This is a genomic window from Allomesorhizobium aridi, from assembly GCF_043769475.1.
GTDB lineage: Bacteria > Pseudomonadota > Alphaproteobacteria > Rhizobiales > Rhizobiaceae > Allomesorhizobium.
Window position 1 is genome coordinate 5834334 of record NZ_CP171729.1, and the last position, 25773, is coordinate 5860106.

Annotated in this window: 20 protein-coding genes and 2 pseudogenes; 14 read left to right on the plus strand and 8 right to left on the minus strand. The window is 64.5% G+C overall.

Going from position 1 to position 25773, the window contains the following annotated elements:
• Positions 1-24: 24 nt before the first annotated feature.
• The 5 genes from ACG873_RS30855 to ACG873_RS30875 all read right to left on the minus strand — a co-directional run bounded on the left by ACG873_RS30855 (position 25) and on the right by ACG873_RS30875 (position 4669).
• Positions 25-768: a metallophosphoesterase gene (locus ACG873_RS30855; RefSeq protein WP_394889716.1), complete on the minus strand. Its 744-nt coding sequence runs from the start codon at positions 766-768 to the stop codon at positions 25-27.
• Positions 769-771: 3 nt separating this feature from the next.
• Positions 772-1446: a LutC/YkgG family protein gene (locus ACG873_RS30860; RefSeq protein ID WP_394889718.1), complete on the minus strand. Its 675-nt coding sequence runs from the start codon at positions 1444-1446 to the stop codon at positions 772-774.
• A complete protein-coding gene (locus ACG873_RS30865; protein WP_394889720.1) occupies positions 1443-2879 on the minus strand; it encodes a LutB/LldF family L-lactate oxidation iron-sulfur protein in 1437 nt (478 codons plus the stop codon). The genes ACG873_RS30860 and ACG873_RS30865 overlap by 4 nt, the downstream gene beginning before the upstream one ends.
• 214 nt (positions 2880-3093) lie before the next feature.
• Positions 3094-3864 carry a (Fe-S)-binding protein gene (locus ACG873_RS30870; RefSeq protein WP_394889721.1) on the minus strand — a complete coding sequence of 257 codons (771 nt, stop codon included), beginning with the start codon at positions 3862-3864 and terminating at the stop codon, positions 3094-3096.
• Between the two features lie 25 nt (positions 3865-3889).
• A complete protein-coding gene (locus tag ACG873_RS30875; RefSeq protein ID WP_394889722.1) occupies positions 3890-4669 on the minus strand; it encodes an FCD domain-containing protein in 780 nt (259 codons plus the stop codon).
• A 180-nt stretch (positions 4670-4849) separates the two neighbouring features.
• Here ACG873_RS30875 and ACG873_RS30880 point away from each other — a divergent pair, with 180 nt between their 5' ends.
• Positions 4850-6229 carry a DUF3422 family protein gene (locus tag ACG873_RS30880; RefSeq protein ID WP_394889724.1) on the plus strand — a complete coding sequence of 460 codons (1380 nt, stop codon included), beginning with the start codon at positions 4850-4852 and terminating at the stop codon, positions 6227-6229.
• Positions 6230-6257: 28 nt separating this feature from the next.
• On the opposite strand, the gene ACG873_RS30885 is transcribed toward ACG873_RS30880, so the two are convergent.
• Positions 6258-6839, minus strand: coding sequence for a hypothetical protein (locus tag ACG873_RS30885; protein WP_394889725.1), 582 nt, complete (start codon positions 6837-6839; stop codon positions 6258-6260).
• Positions 6840-6914: 75 nt separating this feature from the next.
• Between ACG873_RS30885 and ACG873_RS30890 the strand changes: the two genes are divergently transcribed.
• The 4 genes and pseudogenes from ACG873_RS30890 to glcF all read left to right on the plus strand — a co-directional run bounded on the left by ACG873_RS30890 (position 6915) and on the right by glcF (position 11645).
• Complete coding sequence (locus tag ACG873_RS30890; RefSeq protein WP_394889726.1) at positions 6915-8411, plus strand: FAD-linked oxidase C-terminal domain-containing protein; 1497 nt, start codon at positions 6915-6917, stop codon at positions 8409-8411.
• A gap of 51 nt (positions 8412-8462) precedes the next feature.
• On the plus strand, positions 8463-8933 hold the full coding sequence (locus ACG873_RS30895; RefSeq protein WP_394889728.1) for an endonuclease domain-containing protein: 471 nt from the start codon (positions 8463-8465) through the stop codon (positions 8931-8933).
• A 205-nt stretch (positions 8934-9138) separates the two neighbouring features.
• A pseudogene (glcE, locus tag ACG873_RS30900) lies at positions 9139-10345 on the plus strand (glycolate oxidase subunit GlcE).
• Position 10346: 1 nt separating this feature from the next.
• The gene (gene glcF / locus ACG873_RS30905) at positions 10347-11645 is read left to right on the plus strand and encodes a glycolate oxidase subunit GlcF (RefSeq protein ID WP_394889730.1); all 1299 of its coding nucleotides are present in this window, start codon (positions 10347-10349) and stop codon (positions 11643-11645) included.
• 151 nt (positions 11646-11796) lie between these two features.
• On the opposite strand, the gene ACG873_RS30910 is transcribed toward glcF, so the two are convergent.
• Entirely contained in the window at positions 11797-12549 is a 753-nt protein-coding gene (locus ACG873_RS30910; protein ID WP_394889731.1) for a L,D-transpeptidase, read from the minus strand.
• Positions 12550-12768: 219 nt separating this feature from the next.
• Here ACG873_RS30910 and ACG873_RS30915 point away from each other — a divergent pair, with 219 nt between their 5' ends.
• The 4 genes and pseudogenes from ACG873_RS30915 (at position 12769) to hisG (ending at position 17808) form a co-directional block, all read left to right on the plus strand.
• Entirely contained in the window at positions 12769-13407 is a 639-nt protein-coding gene (locus tag ACG873_RS30915; protein ID WP_394889733.1) for a DNA-3-methyladenine glycosylase I, read from the plus strand.
• 809 nt (positions 13408-14216) lie between these two features.
• Positions 14217-15829: pseudogene (gene hisS, locus ACG873_RS30920) on the plus strand (histidine--tRNA ligase).
• A 165-nt stretch (positions 15830-15994) separates the two neighbouring features.
• Positions 15995-17113, plus strand: coding sequence for an ATP phosphoribosyltransferase regulatory subunit (locus tag ACG873_RS30925; protein ID WP_394889735.1), 1119 nt, complete (start codon positions 15995-15997; stop codon positions 17111-17113).
• Positions 17110-17808, plus strand: coding sequence for an ATP phosphoribosyltransferase (gene hisG, locus ACG873_RS30930; protein WP_394889737.1), 699 nt, complete (start codon positions 17110-17112; stop codon positions 17806-17808). Before ACG873_RS30925 ends, hisG begins: the two co-directional genes overlap by 4 nt.
• A 3-nt stretch (positions 17809-17811) precedes the next feature.
• On the opposite strand, the gene ACG873_RS30935 is transcribed toward hisG, so the two are convergent.
• Positions 17812-18723, minus strand: coding sequence for a hydrogen peroxide-inducible genes activator (locus ACG873_RS30935; RefSeq protein ID WP_394889738.1), 912 nt, complete (start codon positions 18721-18723; stop codon positions 17812-17814).
• Positions 18724-18861: 138 nt separating this feature from the next.
• On the opposite strand from ACG873_RS30935, the gene katG reads away from it, so the two are divergent.
• The 5 genes from katG (at position 18862) to guaA (ending at position 25458) form a co-directional block, all read left to right on the plus strand.
• On the plus strand, positions 18862-21096 hold the full coding sequence (gene katG / locus ACG873_RS30940) for a catalase/peroxidase HPI (RefSeq protein ID WP_394889739.1): 2235 nt from the start codon (positions 18862-18864) through the stop codon (positions 21094-21096).
• Between the two features lie 175 nt (positions 21097-21271).
• Positions 21272-22567: an RsmB/NOP family class I SAM-dependent RNA methyltransferase gene (locus ACG873_RS30945; protein ID WP_394889740.1), complete on the plus strand. Its 1296-nt coding sequence runs from the start codon at positions 21272-21274 to the stop codon at positions 22565-22567.
• A 65-nt stretch (positions 22568-22632) separates the two neighbouring features.
• Positions 22633-23091, plus strand: a complete 459-nt coding sequence (locus tag ACG873_RS30950) for a PaaI family thioesterase (RefSeq protein WP_394893780.1) — start codon at positions 22633-22635, stop codon at positions 23089-23091.
• 43 nt (positions 23092-23134) lie between these two features.
• The gene (locus ACG873_RS30955) at positions 23135-23743 is read left to right on the plus strand and encodes a 5'-methylthioadenosine/S-adenosylhomocysteine nucleosidase (RefSeq protein WP_394893781.1); all 609 of its coding nucleotides are present in this window, start codon (positions 23135-23137) and stop codon (positions 23741-23743) included.
• 152 nt (positions 23744-23895) lie between these two features.
• The gene (gene guaA, locus ACG873_RS30960) at positions 23896-25458 is read left to right on the plus strand and encodes a glutamine-hydrolyzing GMP synthase (protein ID WP_394889742.1); all 1563 of its coding nucleotides are present in this window, start codon (positions 23896-23898) and stop codon (positions 25456-25458) included.
• The last annotated feature ends 315 nt before the right edge of the window (positions 25459-25773 follow it).

The window sequence follows — 25773 nt, forward strand, 5'->3', positions numbered from 1 at the left end:
CAGGATCATGCGGCTAATGAATGATCACGCCCGGACCGAGAGCATCCGCTTCTCGGCCCCGTCCACAACCAGCGCCGTCAGCACGCCGGACCGATAGGCCAGCGTGTCGACATTGACGCGGTTCGGCAGGATTTCGGGCTCGGCGAACGGCGTGTGGCCGTGCACGATGATCTTCGGATGCAGGCCGCGATAGTCGAGAAAATCCGCGCGTATCCAGATGAGATCCTCGGCCGCTTGCTTGTCGAGCGCGACCTCGGGGCGGATGCCGGCATGGCAGAAGAAGAAATCGCCCATCGCCACGCTGAACAGCCGCGCCCGCAGGAAGGCGACATGGCTTTCGTCGACCGCGTCCATCAGCGCCGCATGGCTCTCGCGCAACGCGGCGGCGTCACTGCAGTCCAGCGTCACGCCGTAGGACCGCGCCGTCTCCGCGCCGCCGAAGCGCGCGAACAGCGTCGCCGGGTCGGGGTTGTCCAGGAATTCGAGGAAGCCGACATCGTGGTTGCCGGCGAGCGAAATGATGCGCTCGTCGCGCTGATGGGCCGCAACCAGGAAGTCCAGCACTGCCTTCGAATTGGGACCACGGTCCACATAATCGCCGAGATGGACGATGCGCCAGTCGTCCGGCTGGTCGCGGGCGATCTCCGCCCCGATCCGCTCGTGCATGAGCTTCAGGAGGTCGATGCGCCCGTGCACGTCGCCCATGGCGTAGATGCGTATGCCGTCTGGCCCGCGCGCATCGAGAAAGTGTGTGCCTCCGTCTCGCAACGATCAGCCACCCACGACGAGGATGTGCAGCGCCCGGGGACCGTGCGCGCCGAGGATCAGCTTCTGCTCGATGTCGCCCGAGCGCGAAGGCCCCGAGATGAGGTTCAGCGTGCGCGGCATCTTCCCCTTTCCGAACGTCTTGCGGACCTTGGCGATCGCCGTTTCGAGGTCGCCGTCGATATCGGCGGCGTCGATGACGACAATATGATGCTCGGGGAGGAAATTGATCGTCGTCGGATTGCCGGCGCCCGAAAGCAGGACCACCGTGCCGGTTTCGGCGATGCCGCCCGCTGCGTGGCTTACGCCGGCCGCGTCGTCGCCGTCCGAGGCTCCTTGCTTGACCTCCAGCGCGCGCTGCTTGCGCCACGGCATCGCCGCCAGCCTGGGGTCGCCGCCCATGCGAATGGAAGCGGGCAGGTTCTTGCCGCGCAGATATTCCGCCACCGCCGCCGGCACCTGATCGTGTTTCGCAATGCGCTGGACCGTGGCGAACAGCTTTTCGGCCATGTCGCAGAACAGCTCGACGCGGGCCGCCGGCGCGAGTTGTCCCCGCGCGGGAATGACGCCTTGCGGCGCTTTCTTCAGCCTGCCGGCAACCGCCTTCTGCCGCAGGGTATCGCTGGCCGGCTGGCCAAGCGACTGCCGCACCTTGTTCAGGATCGCTTCCCGAGAACTCATCGCGCAGCCTCTTTCGCCACGGTGTTGCGGCTGCCCAATTGCTGCATGAAGGTGCGCGGTTCGGGTGCGGGCAGGTCGCGATGCTTTGTCCAACCCCCGGCGAGCGGCAGATAGCCGAACCGGCCCTTGCCGCGGTCGAGCAGCGACAGCATCGGGATCGCAATGGATGTGGCGAAGCGGTAGAGCGAAGGCCGCTTTGCCAGGAACGCCCACAGCTTAAGCCCGGCGCGCTGGGTGGCGGGGTTCAGCCCGCGCTCGAATTCGCGCTCGCGCCAGTGCCGCATCATCTTCGGCAGCGGGATTTTCATCGGGCACACGCTTTCGCAGCGCCCGCAGAAGGTCGAGGCGTTGGGCAGGTGCCCAGCCTTGTCGACGCCGATCAGCGACGGCGTCAGCACCGCGCCCATCGGGCCGGGATAGACCCAGCCATAGGCGTGGCCGCCGACCGCGTGATAGACGGGGCAGTGGTTCATGCAGGCGCCGCAGCGTATGCAGCGCAGCATGTCCTGGAACTCCGTGCCGAGCATCGCCGAGCGGCCATTGTCGAGGAGCACGACATGGTATTCCTCCGGCCCGTCCGGATCGGCGGGCCGGCGTGGGCCGGTCGACATGGTCGTATAGACGCTCATCTCCTGGCCGGTCGCCGACCGCGCCAGCACCCGCAAAATCTGCGCGGCGTCCTCCAGCGTCGGCACGATCTTTTCGAGCGACGCCACCACGACATGGACCTTGGGCAGGATCTGCGTCAGGTCGCCGTTGCCCTCATTGGTGACGATGATCGACGTGCCGGTCTCCGCCACCAGGAAATTGGCGCCGGTGATGCCGACATCGGCGTCGAAATAGGCCGAGCGCAGCACCTTGCGCGCCTCGTTGAGCAGCGTTTCGGGTTCCGACAGGTCTCGGCCGGGAGGCAGGTGGTCGTGCACGCGGCGGAAATCCGCCTCGACCTGCTCCTTGTTCAAATGCACGGCCGGCGCGATAATGTGGCTCGGATGCTCGCCGCGCAACTGGATGATGTATTCGCCGAGGTCTGTCTCGACCGGGCGGATGCCGTTCTCGGCGAGGAAATCGTTGAGCGCGATCTCCTCGGTGATCATCGACTTGCCCTTGGTTACCGTCCGTGCGCCGGCCGAGCGGCAGATGTCCAGGATGATGTTGCGCGCGTCCTCGGCGGTCTCGGCCCAATGAACGTGGCCGCCGGACGCCTTCACCTTGGCCTCATAGGCCTCGAGGTAGAGATCGAGATTTTCGAGCGCGTGGTCCTTGATGGCGCGCGCCTGTTCGCGCAAGGCCTCGAATTCGGGCAGCGCCTCGACTGCCTTGCGGCGCTTGTCGATGAAGCCGGAGCGCACATTGCCGAGCGCTTTCTGCAATTGCACGTCGGCCAGCGCACCGGCCGAATTCTGCTTGAAGGTGGGCGAGGTGATTTGCATTAGATAGACACCTCGGCACGTTTTTGTCTTGTTGAAAGCGCCCCCTCTCCGCCTCGCTTCGCTCGGCACCTCTCCCCCGCTTCGCGGGGGCGAGGAACCGCGTTCTGCAAGCTTGGGTTCCTCGCCCCCATGGAATGGGGGAGCGGTGCCGAGCGAAGCGAGGCGGAGAGGGGGTCTCTAGTGAACTCGGATGAAGCCAGGTGACTGTTCATCCCTACCTCCCCCCGATCGGCGGCGTTTGCGTCATCCCGGCCAGCACTTCCGCCACGTGCCGCACCTCGACCTTGGAGCCTTCGCGCTTCAGCTTGCCCGCCATGTTCATCAGGCAGCCGAGATCGCCGGCAAGCAGTGTCGAGGCGCCCGAGGCGGCGATGCTCTTGGTTTTCGTCTCGACGATCGAGTTGGAGATATCGGGATATTTGACGCAGAAGGTGCCGCCGAAGCCGCAGCAGACATCCGGGTCCTGCATCTCGACCAGCTTCACGCCGGCAACCGAGGCGAGCAACGCGCGCGGCTGCTGCTTGATGTCGAGTTCGCGCAGGCCCGAGCAGGAATCGTGATAAGTCACCGCCGCCTCGAGGCGGGCATCGACGCCCCGCATGCCGCGCACATCGACGAGGAAGCTCACCAACTCGTGCACCTTGGCGGAAAATGCCTGCGCCCGCGCTTCCCACTTGGCGTCGCCCTTGAACAGGCCGGGATAATGCTTCTTCAGCATGCCCGCGCAGGAGCCCGAAGGCGCGACGACATAGTCGAAATCCTCGAAGGCCTCGATGGTATTTTCGGCGATGGCGCGGGTGTCGGCGCGGTCGCCCGAATTGTAGGCCGGCTGGCCGCAGCAGGTTTGCGCGCGCGGCACGTCGACGGTGCAGCCGGCATCCTCGATCAGCTTGATGGCGGCGAAGCCGACCGTCGGCCGGAACAGGTCGACCAGGCAGGTCACGAACAAGCCGACGCGGGGTTTTTTCTCGATTGGCTGGGTCAATGGCTTCCCTGGCTGAATATCGGTTTCATTGTCGTGCCTCTGACCGCTGCCTGAGCCTGAGCCGCGAGACGCGCTGCCAGTCGCCGGTGCGTTCGACCTCGATCATCGCCTGCTCGACATAAGTGATGTGGTCCATCGCCGCCTTGCGCGCGCCGGCCGGGTCGCCGCCGGCGACAGCCGCGTGGATTGCCCGGTGCTGCGCAAGCAACTGCTCGCGCGCGCCGGGCAGGCCGAACACCAGAAGCCGGTTGTGGAACACGCCGTCCGACAACAACCGGTAGCAGGAGCGCAGCGTGTGCAGCAGGATGATGTTGTGGGCGCACTCGCCGATGGCGTTGTGGAATTCGACGTCGACAGTGGCTTCCTGCTCGAAATCACCACGTTCATGCGCCGCCTCCATGCGCGTCACGATCTGCGCAAGCAGCGCCAGGTCATCGACTGTCGCCCGCCGCGCGGCGTATTCGGCGGCCACGCCCTCGATTTCGCGGCGGTATTCGAGATAGTCGGCCGCGGCCTTGCGATGCGTGGCGATCAGGTCCATCACCGGCGCGGTAAACACCTGGCCGATCACGTCGGCGACGTAGGTGCCGCCGCCCGGCCGCGTCACGATCAGCCCGTGCGCCTCCAGCGCCTTCAGCGCGTCGCGCAGGATCGGCCGCGACACGTCGAACTGCCGTGCCAGCTCGCGCTCGCCGGGCAGCCGGTCGGCCGCGCGCAGCACGCCTTCGAGAATCATGCTCTCGATCTGCTGCACGACCTCGTCGGCCGTGCGCGAATGTTCTATCCTGGAGAAGATTTCGCTCAAGGACCTGTTCCGGGAGCCTGTTTTTCGCCGCCGACAATAAGGGCAATGCATTCAACCGGTCAATTTATTTATCCACTTTGCCGGGCAGCTTTGCGGGACGGGTAGGCGACGAATGCACTGGACAATGGCGTAGGACTCTTTCAGGACGCCATTCGCATCGAAGCACGACGGCCGGAGTCAATGACGATCGCAGGGGAAGAACACCGCAAGCGGACCCGGTCCGACCGGAACGCGCCGCAGCCCGAAACGGCCGCCGTGGAGGATATCCCGCTCGCGACCGGAACCGTGCTGGGTTTCCCGGCGCATCAGGGGCGGCCCGGCGCGCTCGGCGAGGTGCATGCGAGGCCGCATCCGCTGGTCGAAAACCCGCGCGTGCTCGTCCAGCTTTCTTTCATGACCGAGGGTGGCTCGGCAGTCGACCATGCGGTTCTTGCCGAATTGTCGCGCCGCCTCGGCATTGCGGCGCCCGACCGGCATGCCCGCCACCACGCCATGAAATGGGGGCAGGGCAGCCTGCGCTGGGAGCGCCATACCGAATTCTCGACGTATTTGTGGGAAGGCCCGCTCGGTAGCCGCGACGGCGGGCTGCCGAAGGAGTCCCCGTTCGGAAACGGCTTCAGCCCGCCCGGCACGGTCATTTCCGGCATTCGCCTGGAGATCCGCAAATGGACCCAAGCCAGTGAGCGGCTGATCGGCGGCTTCGACCCGGCGAGCCTCTGCTATTCGCTGGTCGAGAACGGCAAGGCAGCCGTCATCACCGATTTCCGCCAGGACGGCGACGGGCTGACCCGGATGCTGATCCTCGATCGAGGCCTGACCCCGGCGCGCACCGGTGCTCTGTCGCAGCGTCTGATGGACATCGAGACCTATCGCACGCTGGCCATGCTCGGCCTGCCGCTGGCGCAATCGCTGTCGGCGCGCGTGCGCCGCATCGAGGACCGCCTGGCCGAGATAACCAGCGAGATGAAGGACGCAGAAAAGCGCAACAGCCAGGCTCTTCTGGTGGAACTGACCGGGCTCGCGGCCGAACTGGAAGCCGACGCCGCCTCCAGCCTCTACCGTTTCGGCGCAAGCCGCGCCTATGACGGGATCGTTCAGGCGCGGCTGGAGGCTCTCGGCGAAGAGGTCGTTCCCGGTTACGACACCTGGATCGGCTTCCTCCAGCGCCGTGTCGCGCCGGCTATGCGCACCTGCCGGTCGGTCGAGGAGCGCCAGGCCAATCTGTCGGAAAAACTCACCCGCGCGACCCAGCTTCTGCGCACGTGGGTCGATGTCGAGGTCGAAAAGCAGAACCGCGACCTGCTCGCCTCGATGAACAACCGCGCCCGTCTGCAGCTTCGTCTGCAGCAGACCGTCGAGGGCCTGTCGGTCGCGGCGGTGTCCTACTATGTCGTAGGGCTAATCGGCTATCTCGCCAAGGGCGCCAGCGTTTTCGGCCACGCGGTCGCCCCGGAACTGGTCACCGCCGGTTCCGTGCCGATCGCGGTGGTCGTCGTCTGGTGGCTGGTTCGCCGAGTGCGGCGCAAGCATTCCGAGCCGGGAAGACCTGCGGGCGAGTAAGCTGCCGCACCATGCCAAAGCTGGCATCCTAGGGGGCGCCGGCTCCAGGGGCGCTCGGCCCAGCGATGAGTGACTCCAGAAATGGAGCGACTTTGGAGCTTGCGAGTTCCTTGCTATTTACGCCGTCCGGCCGAACGGTAGCGCGAGCAAATTCAGGGCCATGCGTCGGCTCGGCAACCAGATCGATCAGCACTCTCTTTTCTGCACGGGTCTGACAGTCGATCAGCCCGCCATATTCGTATGTGCTGAGTTCGCAGCGGTGACCTGCCTTCTGGAGGTTCTGGAGATAGGCTCCGACCGGACCCATGAGGCGCATCCCGTCCGGCGACGACAGATCCTCCACCATAAGCTCTAACGTGCTCATCTGCGAGATCGAGAGCGCCTGCACCTCTGCGGTCCCGCCGTAAAGGGTTAACGCAACGACGGCAAATCGGGCAAGGTGAGGAAGCATAGGCATCAACCCGGAAGTAGCAGTGTTTTGCAGTCGTGTCGCCAATGCGCGAGGGAATTGCTCCTTTGCAAATGGTTTTCGCAACTCATGGCTAAAGCCTGTCGTATGACGCGACTTTTTGAACATCCGCTGAGGTGAGCCGAAATCAGCCAGCGGCATTTGCCCGGGATTTGCGCCATGCGAAAAACACTGGTAAATCCTTTTTACCAGTTGAGCCGAATCTTGGGGAGAGCGATGTCCGGTTTGGCCATGCCGAAACCCGACGAAGCCACGATGCGCCGGCGCGACGAGATCGTCGCCGATATGCGGATCATCGTGCCCGGCGAGGGCGTGGTCGAAGCTGCCAATGAGATGCGCGTATTCGAAAGCGACGGGCTGACCGCCTACCGCCAGCTCCCGCTGGTCGTGGTCCTGCCGGAAACGACCGCGCAAGTCGCCAGAATCCTGAAATATTGTGACGATAGAAATATCCGCGTCGTGCCGCGCGGCGCTGGTACGTCGCTATCGGGTGGTGCGCTGCCGCTGGAAGACGCGGTGCTCTTGGTCATGAGCCGCTTCAACCGCATCCTCGAGGTTGACTATCCCAATCGCGCCGTTGTCGCCCAGCCCGGCGTCACCAATCTCGGCATCACCAACGCCGTCGAGCAGGAGGGCTTTTATTACGCCCCCGATCCATCCTCCCAGATCGCCTGCTCGATCGGCGGCAATGTCGCGGAAAATTCCGGCGGCGTGCACTGCCTGAAATACGGCCTGACCGCCAACAATGTGCTCGGCATCGAAATGGTGCTGATGAACGGCGAGATCGTCCGCCTCGGCGGCAAGCATCTGGATTCGGAAGGCTACGACCTCCTCGGCGTCATGACCGGTTCCGAAGGGCTGTTGGGTGTGGTCACCGAGGTCACCGTGCGCATCCTGAAGAAGCCGGAAACCGCGCGAGCCCTGCTGCTCGGCTTCCCGACCAGCGAGCAGGCCGGCCAATGCGTCGCCGACATCATCGGCGCCGGAATCATCCCCGGCGGTATGGAGATGATGGATCGCCCCGCAATCCACGCCGCTGAGGATTTCGTCCAGGCCGGCTATCCCCTGGAGTGCGAGGCGCTGCTGATCGTCGAACTCGACGGGCCGGGCGTGGAAGTCGACCATCTGATCGGCCGTGTCGAGGCGATCGCCGGCAAGGACGGCGCCACCACCTGCCGGATTTCTCAGTCGGAACAGGAGCGGCTGACCTTCTGGGCCGGCCGCAAGGCGGCCTTCCCGGCGGTCGGCCGCATCTCGCCGGATTATTACTGCATGGACGGCACCATTCCGCGCAAGGAACTGCCGCGCGTGCTCGCAGGCATGCGCGAACTGTCCGAGCAATACGGCCTGCGCGTCGCCAATGTCTTCCATGCCGGCGACGGCAATCTCCATCCGCTCATCCTCTACGACGCCAATGTGCCGGGCGAACTCGAAAAGGCGGAAAATTTCGGCGCCGACATTTTGCGGCTCTGCGTCGCGGTTGGCGGCGTGCTCACCGGCGAACACGGCGTCGGTGTCGAAAAGCGCGACCTGATGCCCGAAATGTTCAACGAGATCGACCTCGACCAGCAAATGCGCGTCAAATGCGCCTTCGACCCCAACCACCTGCTCAACCCCGGCAAGGTGTTTCCGCAGCTTCGCCGCTGCGCCGAACTGGGGCGGATGCATATTTCTGGCGGGAAAATGCCATTCCCCGATATTCCGAGGTTTTGAGGATGGCGTCTCAGGGTAAGGGTTCCTCGCCCCCGCAGAGCGGGGGGAGAGGTGGCTCGGGCAAAGCCCGAGACGGAGAGGGGGGCTGCCGATCAGCCAAGCCGTCGCTCGCCTGAGAAGATAGCGCGCGCCCGCGAGCTCCGCCGAGGCGACAATCCGGCGGAGGCAGCTCTTTGGAACGAACTGAAAGTCAAAAAGCTGGGCGGGCACAAGTTCGTGCGCCAGATGCCAATGGGGCCTTATTTCGCCGACTTTGCGTGTCGCAGCGCCAAGCTGGTCGTTGAACTGGACGGCAGTCAGCATGCCGACTGCTCCTACGACAGACGGCGTGACGACTTCATGCGCGGCGAGGGTTATTCGGTGATCCGCTTCTGGAGCGCCGACATGCTGAACAACCCGGTGAGCGTTTGCGAAACCATCCTTGCCGCACTCGGTGGGCGACTGAGCGAAGACACCGCCGCTTCGGATATTAGGTTCGTTCTTGCGAAACCGAGCGAGAAGGTCAAGGGCGGCGTCCGATGATCGCCCCCTCTCCGCCTCGCTTCGCTCGGCACCTCTCCCCCGCTTCGCAGGGGCGAGGAACCCGAGTTCTTGAAGGTCGCGACTTCGGTGAGGACCGATTCCTCGCCCCTGCGAAGCGGGGGAGAGGTGGCTCGGGCGAAGCCCGAGACGGAGAGGGGGTGCTTGGCAATTCCATCAAAAGCCGAGCAACCAATGGTGGGCGCCCGTGACTACCTTCACCCCCACCACATCAGCCGACACACTCTCCGCCGTCCAGTGGGCGTTGGCGCAGGAATCCCCCCTCGAAATCCTCGGCCATGGCTCCAAGCGCGGCATCGGCCGCCCGCTGCAGACCGAGCACACGCTCGACCTGTCGAACCTGTCCGGCGTCACCCTCTACGAGCCAGCCGAACTTGTCCTGTCGGCCCGCGCCGGCACGCCGCTTGCCGAGATCGAAAAGCTGCTTGCCGAAAACGGCCAGCAATTCGCTTTCGAGCCGATGGATTATGGCCCGCTGCATGGCGGTCAGCCGGGCAGGGGGACCATAGGCGGCGTGCTGGCCGCGAACCTCTCCGGCCCGCGCCGCCTCAAGGCGGGCGCGGCGCGCGACCACATCCTCGGCATCAACGCCGTATCCGGACGCGGCGAGGCGTTTAAATCTGGCGGCCGCGTGGTGAAAAACGTCACCGGCTACGACCTCTCGAAACTTATGGCGGGTTCATGGGGCACGCTGGCCGTGCTCACTGACGTCATTTTCAAGGTGCTGCCCGCTGCCGAGACCGAAACGACGCTCGCCATCCGCGGCCTGCTCGACGAGAATGCCGCCGCGGCGATGGCGCTCGCGGTCGGCTCCAGCGCCGAAATCTCCAGCGCCGCACACCTGCCGGAAGGCATCGCCGGCCGCGTATCCGGCGGCGCGATCGGCGGCGATCCGGCGACGCTGCTGCGCATCGAAGGTTTTGGTCCGTCCGTCGCTTACCGCGCTGCCGGCGTGAAAGATCTCCTCAAAGCCGCCGGCCCGATTGACGAGATTTCCGGCGAAGCCTCAAAGGTACTCTGGCGCGAAATCCGCGATTGCACGCCCTTCGCCGACGGCAGCGACCGCCCGGTCTGGCGCGTTTCGATGGCGCCGTCGCAGGCCCATAAAATGACGCTGGCGCTGCGCATGCAAACGCCCGCCGAAGCCTTCTACGACTGGCAGGGCGGCCTCGTCTGGCTGCGCATGGAAGCCGATCCGGAAGCCGAAATGCTGCGCCGGCTGGTGAAAAAAATTCGGCGGCGGCCATGCCACGCTTGCCCGCGCCAGCCCCCCGCATCGCGCGTCGCTCCCCGTCTTCGAACCGCAGCCGGCCGCGCTTGCAGCACTCTCGGCGCGGCTGAAGAGCGAGTTCGATCCGAGGGGAATTCTCAACCCGGGACGGATGGGAGCCTGACATGCAAACCTCCTTCACACTCGCCCAGCTTGCCGATCCGCATGTCGCGGAGTCGGAAAAGATCCTGCGCAAATGCGTGCATTGCGGCTTCTGCACTGCCACCTGCCCGACCTATGTCACGCTCGGCAACGAGCTCGACAGCCCGCGCGGGCGAATTTATCTCATCAAGGACATGCTGGAAAACGGCCGGCCGGCGGACGAGCAGATCGTCACCCATATCGACCGCTGCCTGTCCTGCCTTGCCTGCATGACGACCTGCCCCTCGGGCGTGAACTACATGCATCTGGTCGACCACGCTCGCGCCCACATCGAGAACACCTATAAGCGTCCGCTGCCCGACCGGTTCATCCGCGCGGTGCTCGCCTTCGTGCTGTCGCACCCGGCGCGCTTTCGCGCCGCGCTGAAGCTGGCGAGGCTCGGCAGGCCGTTCGCAAGACTGTTCGAGGCGATTGGCCCGTTGCGCCCGCTCGCTGCGATGCTGCGGCTCGCGCCCGCGTCGATTCCCGCAAGATCGGCGACAGCGTCACCGGGTGTCCATCGGCCGGCGGGCACGCGCGAAAAACGCGTCGCCATCCTCACCGGCTGCGCTCAACCCGTGCTCGACCCCGGCATCAACGAGGCGGCCATCCGCCTCCTTACCCGGCTTGGCGTCGAGGTCGTCGTGCCGCAAGGCGAGGGCTGCTGCGGCGCGCTGGTGCATCACATGGGGCGCGAGGAGCAGGCGCTCGCCTCGGCGCGCCAGAACGTCGACGCCTGGATGCGCGAGATCGAAAGCGACGGCCTCGACGCCATCATCATCACCGCCTCAGGCTGCGGCACGACGATCAAGGATTACGGCTTCATGCTCCGGCTCGACCCTGCCTATGCTGCAAAAGCCGCGAAAATTTCGGCGCTGGCGAAGGACATCACCGAATATCTCGCAACGCTCGATCTACCCGAACCGACCCAAAAGCCCGGCCTCACCGTCGCCTACCACTCCGCCTGTTCCATGCAGCACGGCCAGAAGATCACGCGTCAGCCGAAGGAGCTTCTCGCCCGCGCGGGGTTCATCGTGAAGGAGCCGCGCGAGGGCCATCTGTGCTGCGGCTCGGCCGGTACGTACAACATCACGCAGCCGGAGATTTCGGCCCAACTGCGCGACCGCAAAGTGAAAAACATCGAGGCCACCGGCGCAGACATGATCGCCACCGGCAACATCGGCTGCATCACCCAGATCGCCTCGGCGGCTAAGATGCCGATCGTGCACACGGTGGAGCTGCTCGACTGGGCCTATGGCGGAAAACGGCCGGCGGGGATTTAGCCTCTTCTCCCCGTCACTATACGGGGAGAAGATGCCGGCAGGCAGATGAGGGGCAGCGCAGATCCTTCGAAAAAAAAGCGGCCGCGGCATTCGCGCCGCGCCGCTCCCGGGCCTGCCGCCCCTACGGCATCGGCCCGTCCCCCGTTCGAAATTACATCACCACGACCTTCGTCCCGACATCGACCCGCTCGTACAGCTCGACGACATCCTCGTTGCGCATGCGGATGCAGCCTGACGACACCGCGCCGCCGATCGTCCAGGGCTGGTTGGTGCCGTGGATGCGGTAGAGCGTCGAGCCGAGATAGAGCGCGCGTGCGCCGAGCGGGTTTTCCGGTCCGCCGGCCATGTGCACCGGCAAATGCCGGCCCTTGGCGCGCTCCCGCGCGATCATCTCGGCGGGCGGCCGCCAGTCCGGCCATTCGCGTTTCTGGGTCACCTTGTGCGTGCCGGCCCACTCGAAGCCCGGCTTGCCGGTGCCGACGCCGTAGCGCCGCGCCTCGCCGCCCTCCAGCACCAGGAACAGAAAATTCTCGCGCGTGTCGATGATGATGGTGCCGGGTGCGTGCGGGCCGTCATAGGCAACCGTCTGCGGTAGGTAGATCGGGTTCATCTGCCGGCTGGGCTGGACCTTGGGCTTGGCCGGCGCCTGCACCGCCGCGGTGCAGATCCGGTCGGGCCCGACCGCGCGATAACGCGGCGCAGGCTGTACCTCGACGCCGAATGAATTCTGCCGCCACAGCTGCCGCTGCAGAACCTTGCCGGGCTTGCGGCCGAGTTGCAGCACCCAGGGCGCGGAAAGATCGGGGCTGACCACCACCGGCGGCCGCTCGAGATAGCGGTCGTTGGCGGCGGCGGGTGTCGCGGCAAGCGCGGCGATAGACACAAGGAACAAAAGACTCTTCATGAACATGCACTCTTGGTCGGGGTCGTCGTGGGTCGCGGGAGAGTTCTCCCGCTTCAACGCGATCGTTGACCGGATGGGACAAGGAAAACGTGAATCGGAATGCGTAAAAGGCCGTTTTGTCAGTAAACTTTTTCGGTGTGGTTACCGGCCGGTTCAGGAATCTGGTAAAGGCCCGGTAAAGCAGGCGGATTGCGCCGTTAAGGATTGGGTTTTGACGTAATGGATGAGGTGAAGACTGGACTGCTCGAAGGTGCGGATGGGGTCACGCGCTGCTTCTGGCCCGGCGCGCTGCCCGACTATCTGCACTACCATGACCATGAATGGGGCCGGCCGGTCGCCGACGACAAAAGGCTGTTCGAAAAGATCTGCCTCGAAGGTTTCCAGTCCGGCCTGTCCTGGCTGACGATCCTGCGCAAGCGCGACAATTTCCGCGAGGCGTTCAACGGCTTCGACTATGAGCGCGTTGCCGAGTTCGGCGAGGCCGATATCGAGCGGCTGCTCGGCAATGCCGGCATCGTGCGCCACCGCGGCAAGATCGTCTCCACCATCAACAACGCCAGGCGCGCCCGCGAACTGGCGGAAGAGGCGGGCTCGCTGGCGGCCTGGTTCTGGCGCCACGAGCCCGGCGCTGACGAGCGGCCGGCGGTCGTGGACTACAGAACGCTCACCGCCAACCCGACCTCGCCAACCTCGATCCGCATCTCGAAGGAGCTGAAGAAGCGCGGCTGGAACTTTGTCGGCCCCACCACCATCTACGCCTTCATGCAGGCTATGGGCCTGGTCAACGACCATATCGAAGGCTGCGCCTGCCGGGCCGAGGTGGAGAAGCAGCGGGCGGAGTTCAGGCGGCCGGGGTGAGGAATGGCAATGAATAAGTGCGTCCTTCGAGGCTCGCTTCGCTCGCACCTCAGGATGAGGGAGGTTGGGCGCTGACTTCCCTCATCCTGAGGTGCGAGCGAAGCGAGCCTCGAAGGACGCACCTGATTTGCAGCCATATGTGATAACCCTGCCCCGTGCCGGGGGAAGGGAGAGCGTAACCGCCTTCGCCCCCGGTGAACAAATTCCCGCTCCCCGAAAAATTTTTAACGATTTGAAATCAACATCTTGTAAGATTTCTGCGCCTTTCGACCTTTGGCTTTGTCCACACCCTCCGTCGATGCCCGCATACTCCATCCCGGCAGCTTGCTGGTGGGAACGGGTGTGCACGACCGGCATCCAGGCAAGTGTGGCGCCGGAGATGACTCCCGCATGGTCGTGCGGGGCGCTCCGGCCCCGGGTCGAACCTGTGCGCCCGCGCCTTGTCCCAGAATACCGGGACAGGGCATGGGCCGGGAGCGGCAAGGGGAGAAAACGCCGGCGGCGCATGGCAGCGCGTCACTAAATTAAATTGATTAGGCGTCGCTGCCATGCGCCGCTTCCCACAATGGCCAGACCGGAAACGGGGCGTGGCGACGGAGAAGTGCGTGCCGGGGACAGTTTGCTTTTTTCCGCCCGCGCGAACTTCTCAACTGCCGCCGCCGTTCTGCGAAAAGAAAGTAAACTGTCCCCTGCGGCAAACCGGGGACAGCAGCGCGTCGCGCCCAAACCCTTGCCGCCCTATGCACCATCGGTTAGGACACCCGCGCCGCCTTTGGCGCACGACATTATCCAGTAAAGCGACAGATCACATGGCCGACACATCATCCCGAACGAAGGCGCGGCAGCCGCGCGGCTTTGTCGACCGCTCGCCGGAAGACATCCGCGCCACCGAGAAGATGACGGCCGCGATCCGCGAGGTTTTCGAGCTCTACGGTTTCGAGCCGGCCGACCAGCCGCTGATCGAATACACCGACGCGCTGGGCAAATTCCTGCCCGACCAGGACCGGCCCAACGAGGGCGTGTTTTCGTTCCAGGACGATGACGAGCAGTGGCTGTCGCTGCGTTATGACCTGACCGCACCGCTCGCCCGCTATGTCGCCGAGAATTTCGAGCGCCTGCCAAAACCCTACCGCAGCTACCGCGCCGGCTGGGTTTTCCGCAACGAAAAGCCGGGCCCGGGCCGCTTCCGCCAGTTCATGCAGTTCGACGCCGACACGGTCGGCACGCCCGGCGTCGCCGCCGACGCCGAAATGGCGATGATGATGGCCGACGTGATGGAGGCGCTCGGCATCGAGCGCGGCGACTACGTCATCCGCGTCAACAACCGTAAGGTGCTGGACGGCGTGCTCGAGGCGATCGGCCTCGGCGGCGACGAGAATGCCGGCCGCCGGCTGACGGTGCTCCGCGCCATCGATAAAGCGGACAAGTTTCCTGCAGAAGAAATACGAAAATTGCTGGGGTCAGGCCGCTGGGATGGCGGGCAGGAAGGGGAGGGCGATTTTACTAAGGGTGCAGGATTGGATGAAGGACAAGCCGCACTTATCCTGAACACTATTCAGATACCGCCTTCGCTCACTGAACTTGGCCAGACACCAACGAAGATTTTCGAGGACAATGCAGAGATTCCGATAAGGACGGATGCAGGCGTAAGTTCATTTGAGATCGATAACGATTTTACAATTCAAGGATTGGGAGCAAAGCTCCCTAAAAATCCCACTATCGAAGCTGGTCTGAGAGAGCTTTCTGAGATCGAAGCTCTTGTAAGAGCTGCCGGCTACGGTTCGAAGCGATCCTGATAGACCCCTCCGTTGTCCGCGGCCTCGAATACTACACCGGCCCGGTCTATGAAGCCGAACTGCTCGCCGAAATTCCCAACGAAGAGGGAAAAATCGTTCGCTTCGGCTCGGTTGGCGGCGGTGGGCGCTATGACGGACTGGTGTCGCGCTTTCGCGGCGAGCCCGTGCCTGCGACCGGCTTTTCCATCGGTGTCTCGCGCCTGATGACGGCACTGAAGAACCTCGGCAAGCTCGACACGTCGGACGTCATCGCGCCCGTCGTGGTGCTGGTCATGGACAAGGACACGGAAAGCCTCGGCCGCTACCAGAAGATGGTGTCGCAGCTTCGCCAGGCCGGCATCCGCGCCGAAATGTATCTCGGCGGCGCTGGCATGAAGGCGCAGCTCAAATACGCCGACCGGCGCGGCAGCCCTTGCGCCATCATCCAGGGCGGCGACGAGCTGGCGAAAGGCGAGGTGCAGATCAAGGACCTGATCGAGGGCAAGCGGCTATCGGAGGAGATCACCGACAACACCGCCTGGCGCGAAGGCCGCCCGGCGCAGGTGACGGTCAAGGAAGGCGAACTGGTCGAGGCTGTGCGGAGGATTCTGGATGCGCAGGCGAGGGATCGCAGCCTTGCAAAGTGATTGCCTGCCCCTCACCTGCCTCCTGAGCGAAGTCGAACGGGCGGCATCCTCTCCCCGTAAGAACGGGGAGAGGGAGGCTGGCCGCAACGCTGACGCCCCCCTCTCCCCGTCCTTACGGGGAGAGGGTAAGGGTGAGGGGCAGCGCCAACCTTTGTCGTCGCGCCGATGACCCGCTACCCCGCAATCGCCCCAAAGATCCTCGAACTCTTCGCCGAGCGCGGGGCCGATCCCGTCGAAGTGGCGGTACTGCAGCCCGCCGATCCGTTCCTAGACATGGCCGGCGAGGATTTGCGCCGCCGCATCTTCCTCACCGAAAGCGAGACCGGGCAGACGCTCTGTCTGCGTCCCGAATTCACCATCCCCGTCTGCCTCGACCACATCGCCTCGCAGGCCGGCACCCCGCGCCGCTACTCTTATCTCGGCGAGGTGTTCCGCCAGCGCCGCGAGGGCGAAGCCGAATTTTTCCAGGCCGGCATCGAAGACCTCGGCGAGCAGAACACCGCCGAGGCCGACGCGCGCTCGGTCGCCGACGCGCATGCGTTGCTCAAGATCGCGCTGCCCGGACGGGAACTGAAAATCACGCTAGGCGACCAGACCATCTTCGAGGCAGTGCTCGCAGCGCTCGGCCTGCCGCGCGGCTGGCGCATGCGGCTCGCCCGCGCCTTCGGCTCGGCCGACATGCTGGCGGCCGCTCTTGCCGATCTCGCCACGCCGCCTCGCAATACGTCGCTTGCAGAGCCGGTGGCCTCGCTCGTCGCAGACGGCGATGCAGGCAGGCTGGCAGCCCACATCGCCGCCGGCATGGAAGAGACCGGTCTGTCGCCCTCGGCGGGCCGCACGCCCGACGAGATCGCCCGCCGCCTGATCGAGCGGGCGGAACTCAGGAGCGTGCGCCTGTCCGCCGAAGCCTTCGACGCACTGAAGGCATTTCTGGCGATCCATGTGCCGCTCGCCGACGCAGCCGGCGCGCTCGAAAAATTCGCCGCCGGCTCCGGCCTCAGGCTAGGCGCCGCGCTCGACCATTTCGCCGCCCGTGCGAAGGCCATTTCCGGCCATGGCCTGCCGGTCGGCATTATCCATTACGACGCGGCGTTCGGCCGCCCGCTCGACTATTACACCGGCCTGGTCTTCGAGATCGCCGCTTCCGGTTCCGACCGCCCCCTGGCCGGCGGCGGCCGCTACGACCGGCTGCTGACGCTGCTCGGCGCGCGCGACAAAATCCCCGGCGTCGGCTTTTCGGTCTGGCTCGACCGCATCGAAAGCCTGCGGGAGGGCGGCCGATGACCATCACGCTCGCCATCCCGTCAAAAGGCCGACTCCGGGAGCAGGCGCTGGAGGTGCTGACCAAGGCTGGCCTCGCCGTCACACTGCCCGGCGATGACCGCAAATACCGCGCCCGCATCGAGGGCCGGCGCGATGTCGAGGTGGCGTTCCTTTCGGCGTCGGAAATCGCCGGCGAGATCGGGCAGGGGACTATCGACCTCGGCATCACCGGCGAGGATCTGTTGCGCGAGACGCTGGCCGATTGGGAATCGCGTGCGGAAATCGTAGCACGGCTCGGCTTCGGCCATGCCGATGTCGTGGTCGCGGTGCCGGAAATCTGGCTTGATGTCGACACAATGGCCGACCTCGACGACGTCGCCGCCGATTTCCGCCAGCGCCACGGCCGCCGCCTGCGCATCGCGACAAAATACTGGCGGCTGACGCAAAATTTCTTTTCGCAGAAGCACGGCATCCAGGTTTACCGCATCGTCGAAAGTCTCGGCGCCACCGAGGGCGCGCCCGCCGCCGGCTCGGCCGATGTCGTTGTCGATATCACCACGACCGGCTCGACGCTGCGTGCCAACCATCTGAAGGTGCTGCAGGACGGCGTCATACTGCGCTCGCAGGCCTGTCTGGCAGCCTCGAAGAAAGAGCGCAATGCGGCCGACGAAGAGGCCGTCCGCTCGATTTCGGCCGCGCTTGCGAATCTGGCGTGAACCTCACGCCTGGGGCAAAAGCGCGCCGCGCAGGCCGCGCATGATGCCGGCGAGTTCGACGCATTCGTCATGCCTGCGGCTGTTGCGCCGCCATGCCAGGCAGACGGTCCGCGACGGCATCGGCTCCATGAACGGCACGATCTTCAAATCGCGCATGTCGCTCGCCGGCCCCATCGCCATTTCGGGAATGAGCGTGACGCCGAGCCCGTGCGCGACCATCTGGAGCAGCGTCGTCAGGCTGGTCGCACCATAGCTCGCCATCGCTACCGGCTTCACGCTGCCGCACATCGACAGGGCCTGCTCACGCAGGCAATGGCCCTCCTCGAGCAGCATCAGCCGTTCCAGCGCCGGACTTTCCGGCGGCACCGGCGGCGAGGCGAATTCCGGATCGTCCGCCGGCACCGCCAGGAAGAAGCGGTCCTCGAATAGCGCCTCCGTGACCAGTCCCGGAAAGTCGAGCGGCATGGCGGCGATGAACCCGTCGAGCCGGCCGGCCGCGGTTTCCTCGGCCAGCGACCCGGTCACGGCCTCGCGCAGTTCCAGGACGAGCGTGGGAAAGCGCGCCTTCAGGTCGGGCAGCACATGCGGCAGCAGGTAGGGTGCGATGGTCGGGATAATGCCCAGCCGGAAGCGCCCTTCCATCGCAGACCGGCCACGCCGCGCAATGCTTTCGACGCCGCGTATGTCGGCCAGGATCGTCTCGATGCGCGGCAGCAGCGCCTGCGCCTCGATCGTCATGGCCACAGACTTTCCACCCCGCTCGAAGAGCCGACCGCCGAGCCGCGCTTCCATTTCGGAAATCTGCGCCGAGAGAGCCGGTTGGGTCACACCGGCAAGTTCCGCGGCCCGCCCGAAATGCAGGGTCTGGGCCAGCGCCTCGAAATATTCCATCTGGCGGACTGTTAGCTTTATCATAAGGGAAAGTTATCGGCAGAAATAGAAAAGGCAATTTGTTTTTATGGCCGGACCGCTCTAGGCTGGAACAACTCCAGACTGGCCGGCCCTGTTCCGACCGTCGGACAAGCAATCACAGAACACGATCGGAGAAGAAAAATGGACGCAAAGACTGACGAGAGCGCCGGCAAATGCCCGTTCACAGGCGGTGCCCGCGGACGCTCCAACCGCGACTGGTGGCCGGATCACCTGGACATCCAGATGCTCCATCGGAACTCCACCTTGTCCGATCCGATGGGCAAGGACTTTGACTATGCCGAGGAGTTCAAGACTCTCGACCTCGACGCAGTGATCAAGGACCTGCATGCGCTGATGACTGACTCGCAGGAGTGGTGGCCGGCAGATTTCGGTCACTACGGCGGCTTGATGATCCGCATGGCCTGGCACAGCGCAGGCACCTACCGCATTACTGACGGCCGCGGCGGCGCCGGGGCAGGCCAGCAGCGTTTTGCGCCGCTCAACTCCTGGCCGGACAACGCCAACCTCGACAAGGCGCGCCGGCTGCTATGGCCGATCAAGCAGAAATACGGCCGGAAAATCTCATGGGCCGACCTGATGATTCTTGCCGGCAACGTCGCGCTCGAATCGATGGGCTTCAAGACGTTCGGTTTCGCCGGCGGCCGCGCCGATGTCTGGGAGCCCGAAGAGCTCTACTGGGGGCCGGAGGGTACCTGGCTAGGCGACGAGCGCTACAGCGGCGAGCGCCAGTTGTCGGAGCCGCTCGGCGCCGTCCAGATGGGCCTGATCTACGTTAACCCTGAAGGGCCGAACGGCAATCCGGATCCGATCGCGGCGGCCAAGGACATCCGCGAGACCTTCTTCCGCATGGCTATGAACGACGAAGAAACCGTCGCGCTGATCGCTGGCGGCCACAGCTTCGGCAAGACCCACGGCGCCGGCGATCCGTCGCTGGTCGGGCCGGAGCCGGAAAGCGGCGCGCTCGAGGATCAGGGCCTCGGCTGGAAGAGCAAGCACGGTACGGGCGTCGGCGCCGATGCCATTACCGGCGGCCCGGAAGTCACCTGGGTACAGACACCGACGCGGTGGAGCAACCTCTTCTTCAAGAACCTGTTCGAAAACGAATGGGAGCTGACGACGAGCCCGGCCGGGGCGAAGCAGTGGAAGGCGAAGGGCGGCGAGCAGACCATTCCGGATGCCTTCGATCCGTCGAAGAAGCATGTTCCGACCATGCTGACCACGGACCTCTCGCTGAGGTTCGATCCGGCCTACGAAAAGATCTCGCGGCGCTTCTACGAGAATCCGGCCGAGTTCGCAGATGCCTTTGCCCGCGCCTGGTTCAAGCTGACGCACCGCGACATGGGTCCGAAGGTGCGCTATCTCGGCCCGCTGGTTCCGCAGGAGACGCTGATCTGGCAGGATCCGGTTCCGGCCGTGGATCACCCGCTGATCGACGAGCAGGACATCGCCGCGCTGAAGGCCAAGATCCTCGCCTCCGGTCTGTCGGTGTCGCAGCTCGTCTCGACCGCCTGGGCGTCGGCATCGACTTTCCGCCGCTCCGACAAACGCGGCGGCGCGAACGGGGCACGCATCCGCCTCAGCCCCCAGAAGGACTGGGAAGTCAATGAGCCGGCCCAACTGGCGACCGTGCTGCAGAAGCTGGAGGCAATCCAGCAGGAGTTCAACGCTTCGCAGCCCGGTGGCAAGAAGGTTTCGCTTGCCGATCTCATCGTTTTCGGCGGGTCCGCTGCGATCGAGAAGGCCGCGAAGGATGCCGGCATCGACGTGTCGGTTCCCGTTACGCCGGGTCGCACAGACGCTTCACAGGAACAGACAGACGTTCAATCCTTCGCGCCGCTGGAGCCGCGTTATGACGGTTTTCGCAACTATACGAACAGCGGCAAGCTGAAGTTCATGCAGCCCGAGGAAGCTTTGGTCGACCGGGCGCAGTTGCTGACGCTTACGGGACCCGAGATGACGGTACTTGTCGGTGGCCTCCGTGTCCTAGGCGCCAATGTCGGCGACTCCAGGCACGGCGTCTTCACCGGAAAGCCCGGGACCTTGACGAACGACTTCTTCGTCAACCTGCTCGACATGAGCACTGTCTGGCAGCCGCTGGCCGGCTCCGACGGCGTTTATGAGGGACGCGACCGCGAGACGAACGAGTTCAAGTGGACCGGCACCCGCGTCGACCTGATTTTCGGTTCGCACTCGCAGCTGCGCGCCTACGCCGAAGTCTATGCCACCGCGGACTCCAGGGAGGAGTTCGTGAAGGACTTCGTCGCGGCGTGGAACAAGGTGATGAACGCCGACCGTTTCGACCTCGACGAGGGCCGGGCTGCCTCGGTGACGCCGCTGCGGGAAGCAGCGGAGTAGTTTGCCGTCTCAAGACGAGGACCAGAATAGGCAGGCGCGGAGAGATCCGCGCCTGTTTTGTCTTTGGGAGCAGGCACCCGGAATTCGCGCGGCGGGCCATGCGGCGGCTTGTGCGGCTCGCATTCGGCAGGTAGGCAGGCATTCTCGGGTTTCACCGAAATAGGGAATACCAAAAATGCGACTTGGCGGAAGGCTGGCTGCAGCCATCGAAGTGCTCGAGGACATCGACAGGAGGCACCGCCCCGCTGCGGAAGCGCTTAAGGACTGGGGCCTGTCGCACCGCTTTGCCGGGGCGGGCGACAGGGCGGCGATCGGCAACATCGTGTACGACGCGCTGCGCCGTAAGCGTTCGGCAGGCTGGCTCGTCGGCGGCGACACGCCGCGCGCCATTGGCTTCGGCGCGCTGCTGCTCGAATGGCGCGAAACCGCGCAATCGCTGAACCAGGCGCTCGAAGGCGACCGCTTCGCCCCGCCACCGCTGAGCCCCGAGGAACTGAATGCGATCGCCTCGCGCTCACTTGAGGACGCGCCCGACGTCATCCGCGCGGACTGCCCCGACTGGTGCGCGCCGCTTCTGGAGCAGGCATTTGGCGCGGATTGGGTCGAAGAGGGCAGGGCGCTGGCAGCGCGGCCGCCGCTCGACCTCAGGGTCAATACGATCAACGCCAATCGTGACCGCATTCTCGGCGAACTGTCGGGCGTAGGCGCGGCGCCAACGAAAATCGCCTCGCAGGGCATCCGCATTCCGCCGATCGACGGCAGCGGCCGCCATCCAAATGTGCAAGCCGAGCCGGCTTTCCAGAAGGGCTGGTTCGAGGTGCAGGATGAGGGCTCGCAGATCGCCGCCGAGCTTGCCGGCGCGAAGCCCGGAATGCAGGTGCTCGATTTCTGCGCCGGCGCGGGCGGCAAGACGCTTGCTTTGTCTGCCATCATGGAAAATCGCGGCCAGATTTTTGCTCACGACGCTGAAAAGATCAGGCTCGCGCCGATCTTCGACCGCATCAGGCGGTCGGACAACCGCAACATTCAGGTTGTTACTAAACCCGCCGAACTTTCCGGATTGCAGAGCCTGATGGACATCGTGCTGATCGACGCGCCATGCACCGGCAGCGGCACCTGGCGGCGGCGGCCCGACGCAAAGTGGCGGCTAACGCAAAGGCAGCTCGATGTGCGCAAGGGGGAGCAGGTGGCGATCCTCGAAGCCGCCAAGGGCTACGTGAAGCCTGGCGGGCTGCTGGTCTATATCACCTGTTCGGTGTTCGGCGAGGAAAACCGCGACCAGATCAGCAGGCTCGCCGCGGACAATCCGGAGTTTTCGCCCGTCGACCACGAAGCGCTGTGGGAGCGTCATTTTCCGGGGCGCTCGACCGCTGCCTGCGTCGATCCTTCAGCCGGCATAATACTGACGCCGGCGCGAAGCGGCACCGACGGCTTCTTCTTCGCGGCGCTTCGCCGCGCGGGCCAGACATAATTGTTGCGTTGCAACATTCCCGCACCTTTGCGATAAAGCGGGTTGGATAAGCAGGGCATGGAATGATGGCCGCAACGATCGTATCCGCTCCCGATTATGAGGAGCGCGTGAGGATATCCTTCTCGCGCCAGAGCGTCATGAGGACCATTGGCGCCGAACTGACGCTGGTGACGCCAGGCACCGTCGAGATCGAGATGGCCCATTCCCCGGGGCTGACCCAGCAGCACGGCTTTCTTCATGCGGGCATCATCTCGACCGCGCTCGATTCGGCTTGCGGCTATGCGGCATTCTCGATGATGCCCGAAAACGCCGCGGTGCTGACCATTGAATTCAAGGTCAACCTGCTTGCGCCGGGCAAGGGTGAACGTTTCCTGTTTCGCGGCTCGGTCACCAAGCCCGGCCGCACCATCGTCGTCGCCGACGGCCAGGCATACGCCTTCGCGGCGGACGGCGAGGCCAAGCTGATCGCCACGATGACCGGCACTATGATGACCGTGGTTGGCCGCGACGGCATCGAAGGCTGAGCCGGTGGCCGAGAGCGTCGCCGGCGGATCCGTCCTGTTCGTCATGGCCGCCGACGCCGAATACGGCCCGCATTTGCAGCGTCTCATCACACCCGTCATGACCGGCGTCGGCCCGGTCGAGTCCGGCGTCGCCATGGGCGCGGAACTGGCGCGGCTGCAAGTCCAAAACGCGCTTCCCGATCTCGTCGTTTCGCTCGGTTCCGCCGGCAGCCGCACGCTCGAACAGGCCGAAATCTACCAGGCGGTCTCGGTGTCTTACCGAGACATGGACGCGTCGGCCCTCGGCTTCGAAAAAGGCGCGACGCCTTTTCTCGACTTGCCTGTCACCGTGCCTTTGCCGCGTCGTATTCCCGGCATCCGGGAGGCATCTCTCTCGACGGGTGCGGCGATCGTTTCGGGCGCTGCCTATGACGCCATCGCCGAGGACATGGTCGACATGGAGACCTTCGCGGTGCTGCGCGCCTGCCAGCGTTTCGGCGTCGAGCTGATCGGCCTGCGCGGTATTTCCGACGGCGCGGCCGAATTGAAGCATGTCTCCGACTGGACCGAATATCTGCACGTCATCGACGAGAAACTGGCTGCGGCGGTCGGTATGCTGGAGGCCGCGATCGAGAACGGTTTGCTGCGGATCGAAGGCAAAACAACGCGTTAGCGCCTGGCTTCGATTCAACAGATGGAACAGCTGGCGTTCGGTTCATTTGCCGGATGAAGGATTTGAATCGATCCGCGAGCGCCATGAATCGGATTGTCCGCGTTTATCGACAACCCATTGCGCCGACTCGCTCTTTTCTTTAAATGCCCGCCATGAAAACCACCGATCACCCCGACACCGTTCTTATCATCGACTTCGGCAGCCAGGTGACGCAGCTCATTGCGCGCCGCGTGCGCGAAGCCGGGGTCTTTTCCGAAATCGTTCCCTTCCAGTTGGCCGAAGAGGCGTTTCAGCGCATCCAGCCGAAGGCGGTGATCCTTTCGGGCGGACCGGCCTCCACCACCGAGATAGGCAGTCCGCGCGCGCCGCAGATCGTGTTCGAGGCCGGCGTGCCTGTGCTCGGCATCTGCTACGGCCAGATGACGATGTGCGTCCAGATGGGCGGCATCGCGGAAAGCTCGGACCATCGCGAATTCGGCCGCGCCTTCGTACAGGTCGAGAAAGAGTGCCCGCTGTTCGAGGGCATGTGGGCGCCCGGCCAGCGCCACCAGGTCTGGATGAGCCATGGCGACCGGGTCATCTCGCTCCCAAAAGGATTCGAGGTGTTCGGTAGATCCGAGGGCGCTCCTTTCGCCGTATTCGGCGACGCCGCGCGCAAGATGTACGGCATCATGTTCCACCCGGAAGTGGTGCACACGCCCGACGGCGCGAAACTCCTGCAGAATTTCGTCCACAAGGTCGCCGGCATCGAGGGCGACTGGTCGATGGCCGCCTATAAGGAGAAAGCTATCGAGACGATCCGCAAGCAAGTCGGCGACGGCAAGGTGATCTGCGCGCTTTCGGGCGGCGTCGATTCCTCGGTTGCGGCGCTGCTGATCCACGAAGCGGTCGGCGACCAGTTGACCTGCATCCTCGTTGACCACGGCCTGATGCGCAAGGGCGAGGCGGCCGACGTGGTCACTATGTTCCGCGAGCACTACAATTTGCCGCTTATCCTGGTCGATGCGGTGGACCGCTTCGTCGGCGCGCTGGAAGGCGAGGCCGACCCGGAAAGAAAACGCAAGACGATTGGGCGGCTGTTCATCGAGGTGTTCGAGGACGAGGCGAAGAAGCTTGGCGGCGCGGAGTTTTTGGCGCAGGGCACGCTCTACCCCGACGTCATCGAGAGCGTGTCGTTCACAGGCGGCCCGTCGGTGACGATCAAGTCGCACCACAATGTCGGCGGCCTTCCCGAACGCATGAACATGAAGCTGGTCGAGCCGCTGCGCGAACTGTTCAAGGACGAGGTGAGGGTGCTGGGCAAGGAACTCGGCCTGCCCGATCATTTCATCGGCCGCCATCCCTTCCCGGGTCCCGGCCTTGCCATACGCTGCCCTGGCGGCATCACCCGCGAAAAGCTCGAAATCCTGCGCGAGGCCGACGCCATCTATCTCGACGAGATCCGCAAGGCTGGCCTCTACGATGCGATCTGGCAGGCCTTCGCGGTGCTGCTGCCGGTGCAGACGGTCGGCGTGATGGGCGATGGGCGCACCTACGAATTCGTCTGCGCGCTGCGGGCGGTGACTTCGGTCGACGGCATGACCGCCGATTTCTACCACTACGACATGAGCTTCCTAGGAGCCGCCGCCACCCGCATCATCAACGAAGTGCGCGGCATCAACCGCGTCGTCTACGACGTGACGAGCAAGCCTCCTGGGACGATTGAGTGGGAATGAAACCGGATCATCAACGGGCTTTCGCCGACTATCGGCGAAAGCTAGTAATCCTTTGATAAACAAGATTCTTCTCATCATCATCTATCGCTGTCTATCGAGCTCAAGCGCGACAATCTGACGGTAAACCTGACGGTATGAGGTTCGGGTCTCAGCCGACGTTCGCGAAATACCGTCAAAGCTCTCGTTTCAAGTGAGCGGTCGAAAGTTAAACTAAGCCATTGATACATTTTAATTTTATTGGAAGGTTGACGGTAAAATCGATGACGGTAAAATCGGATGCGTTCAAGCCGATTTTCCTGCCGATGTGACCGCCGC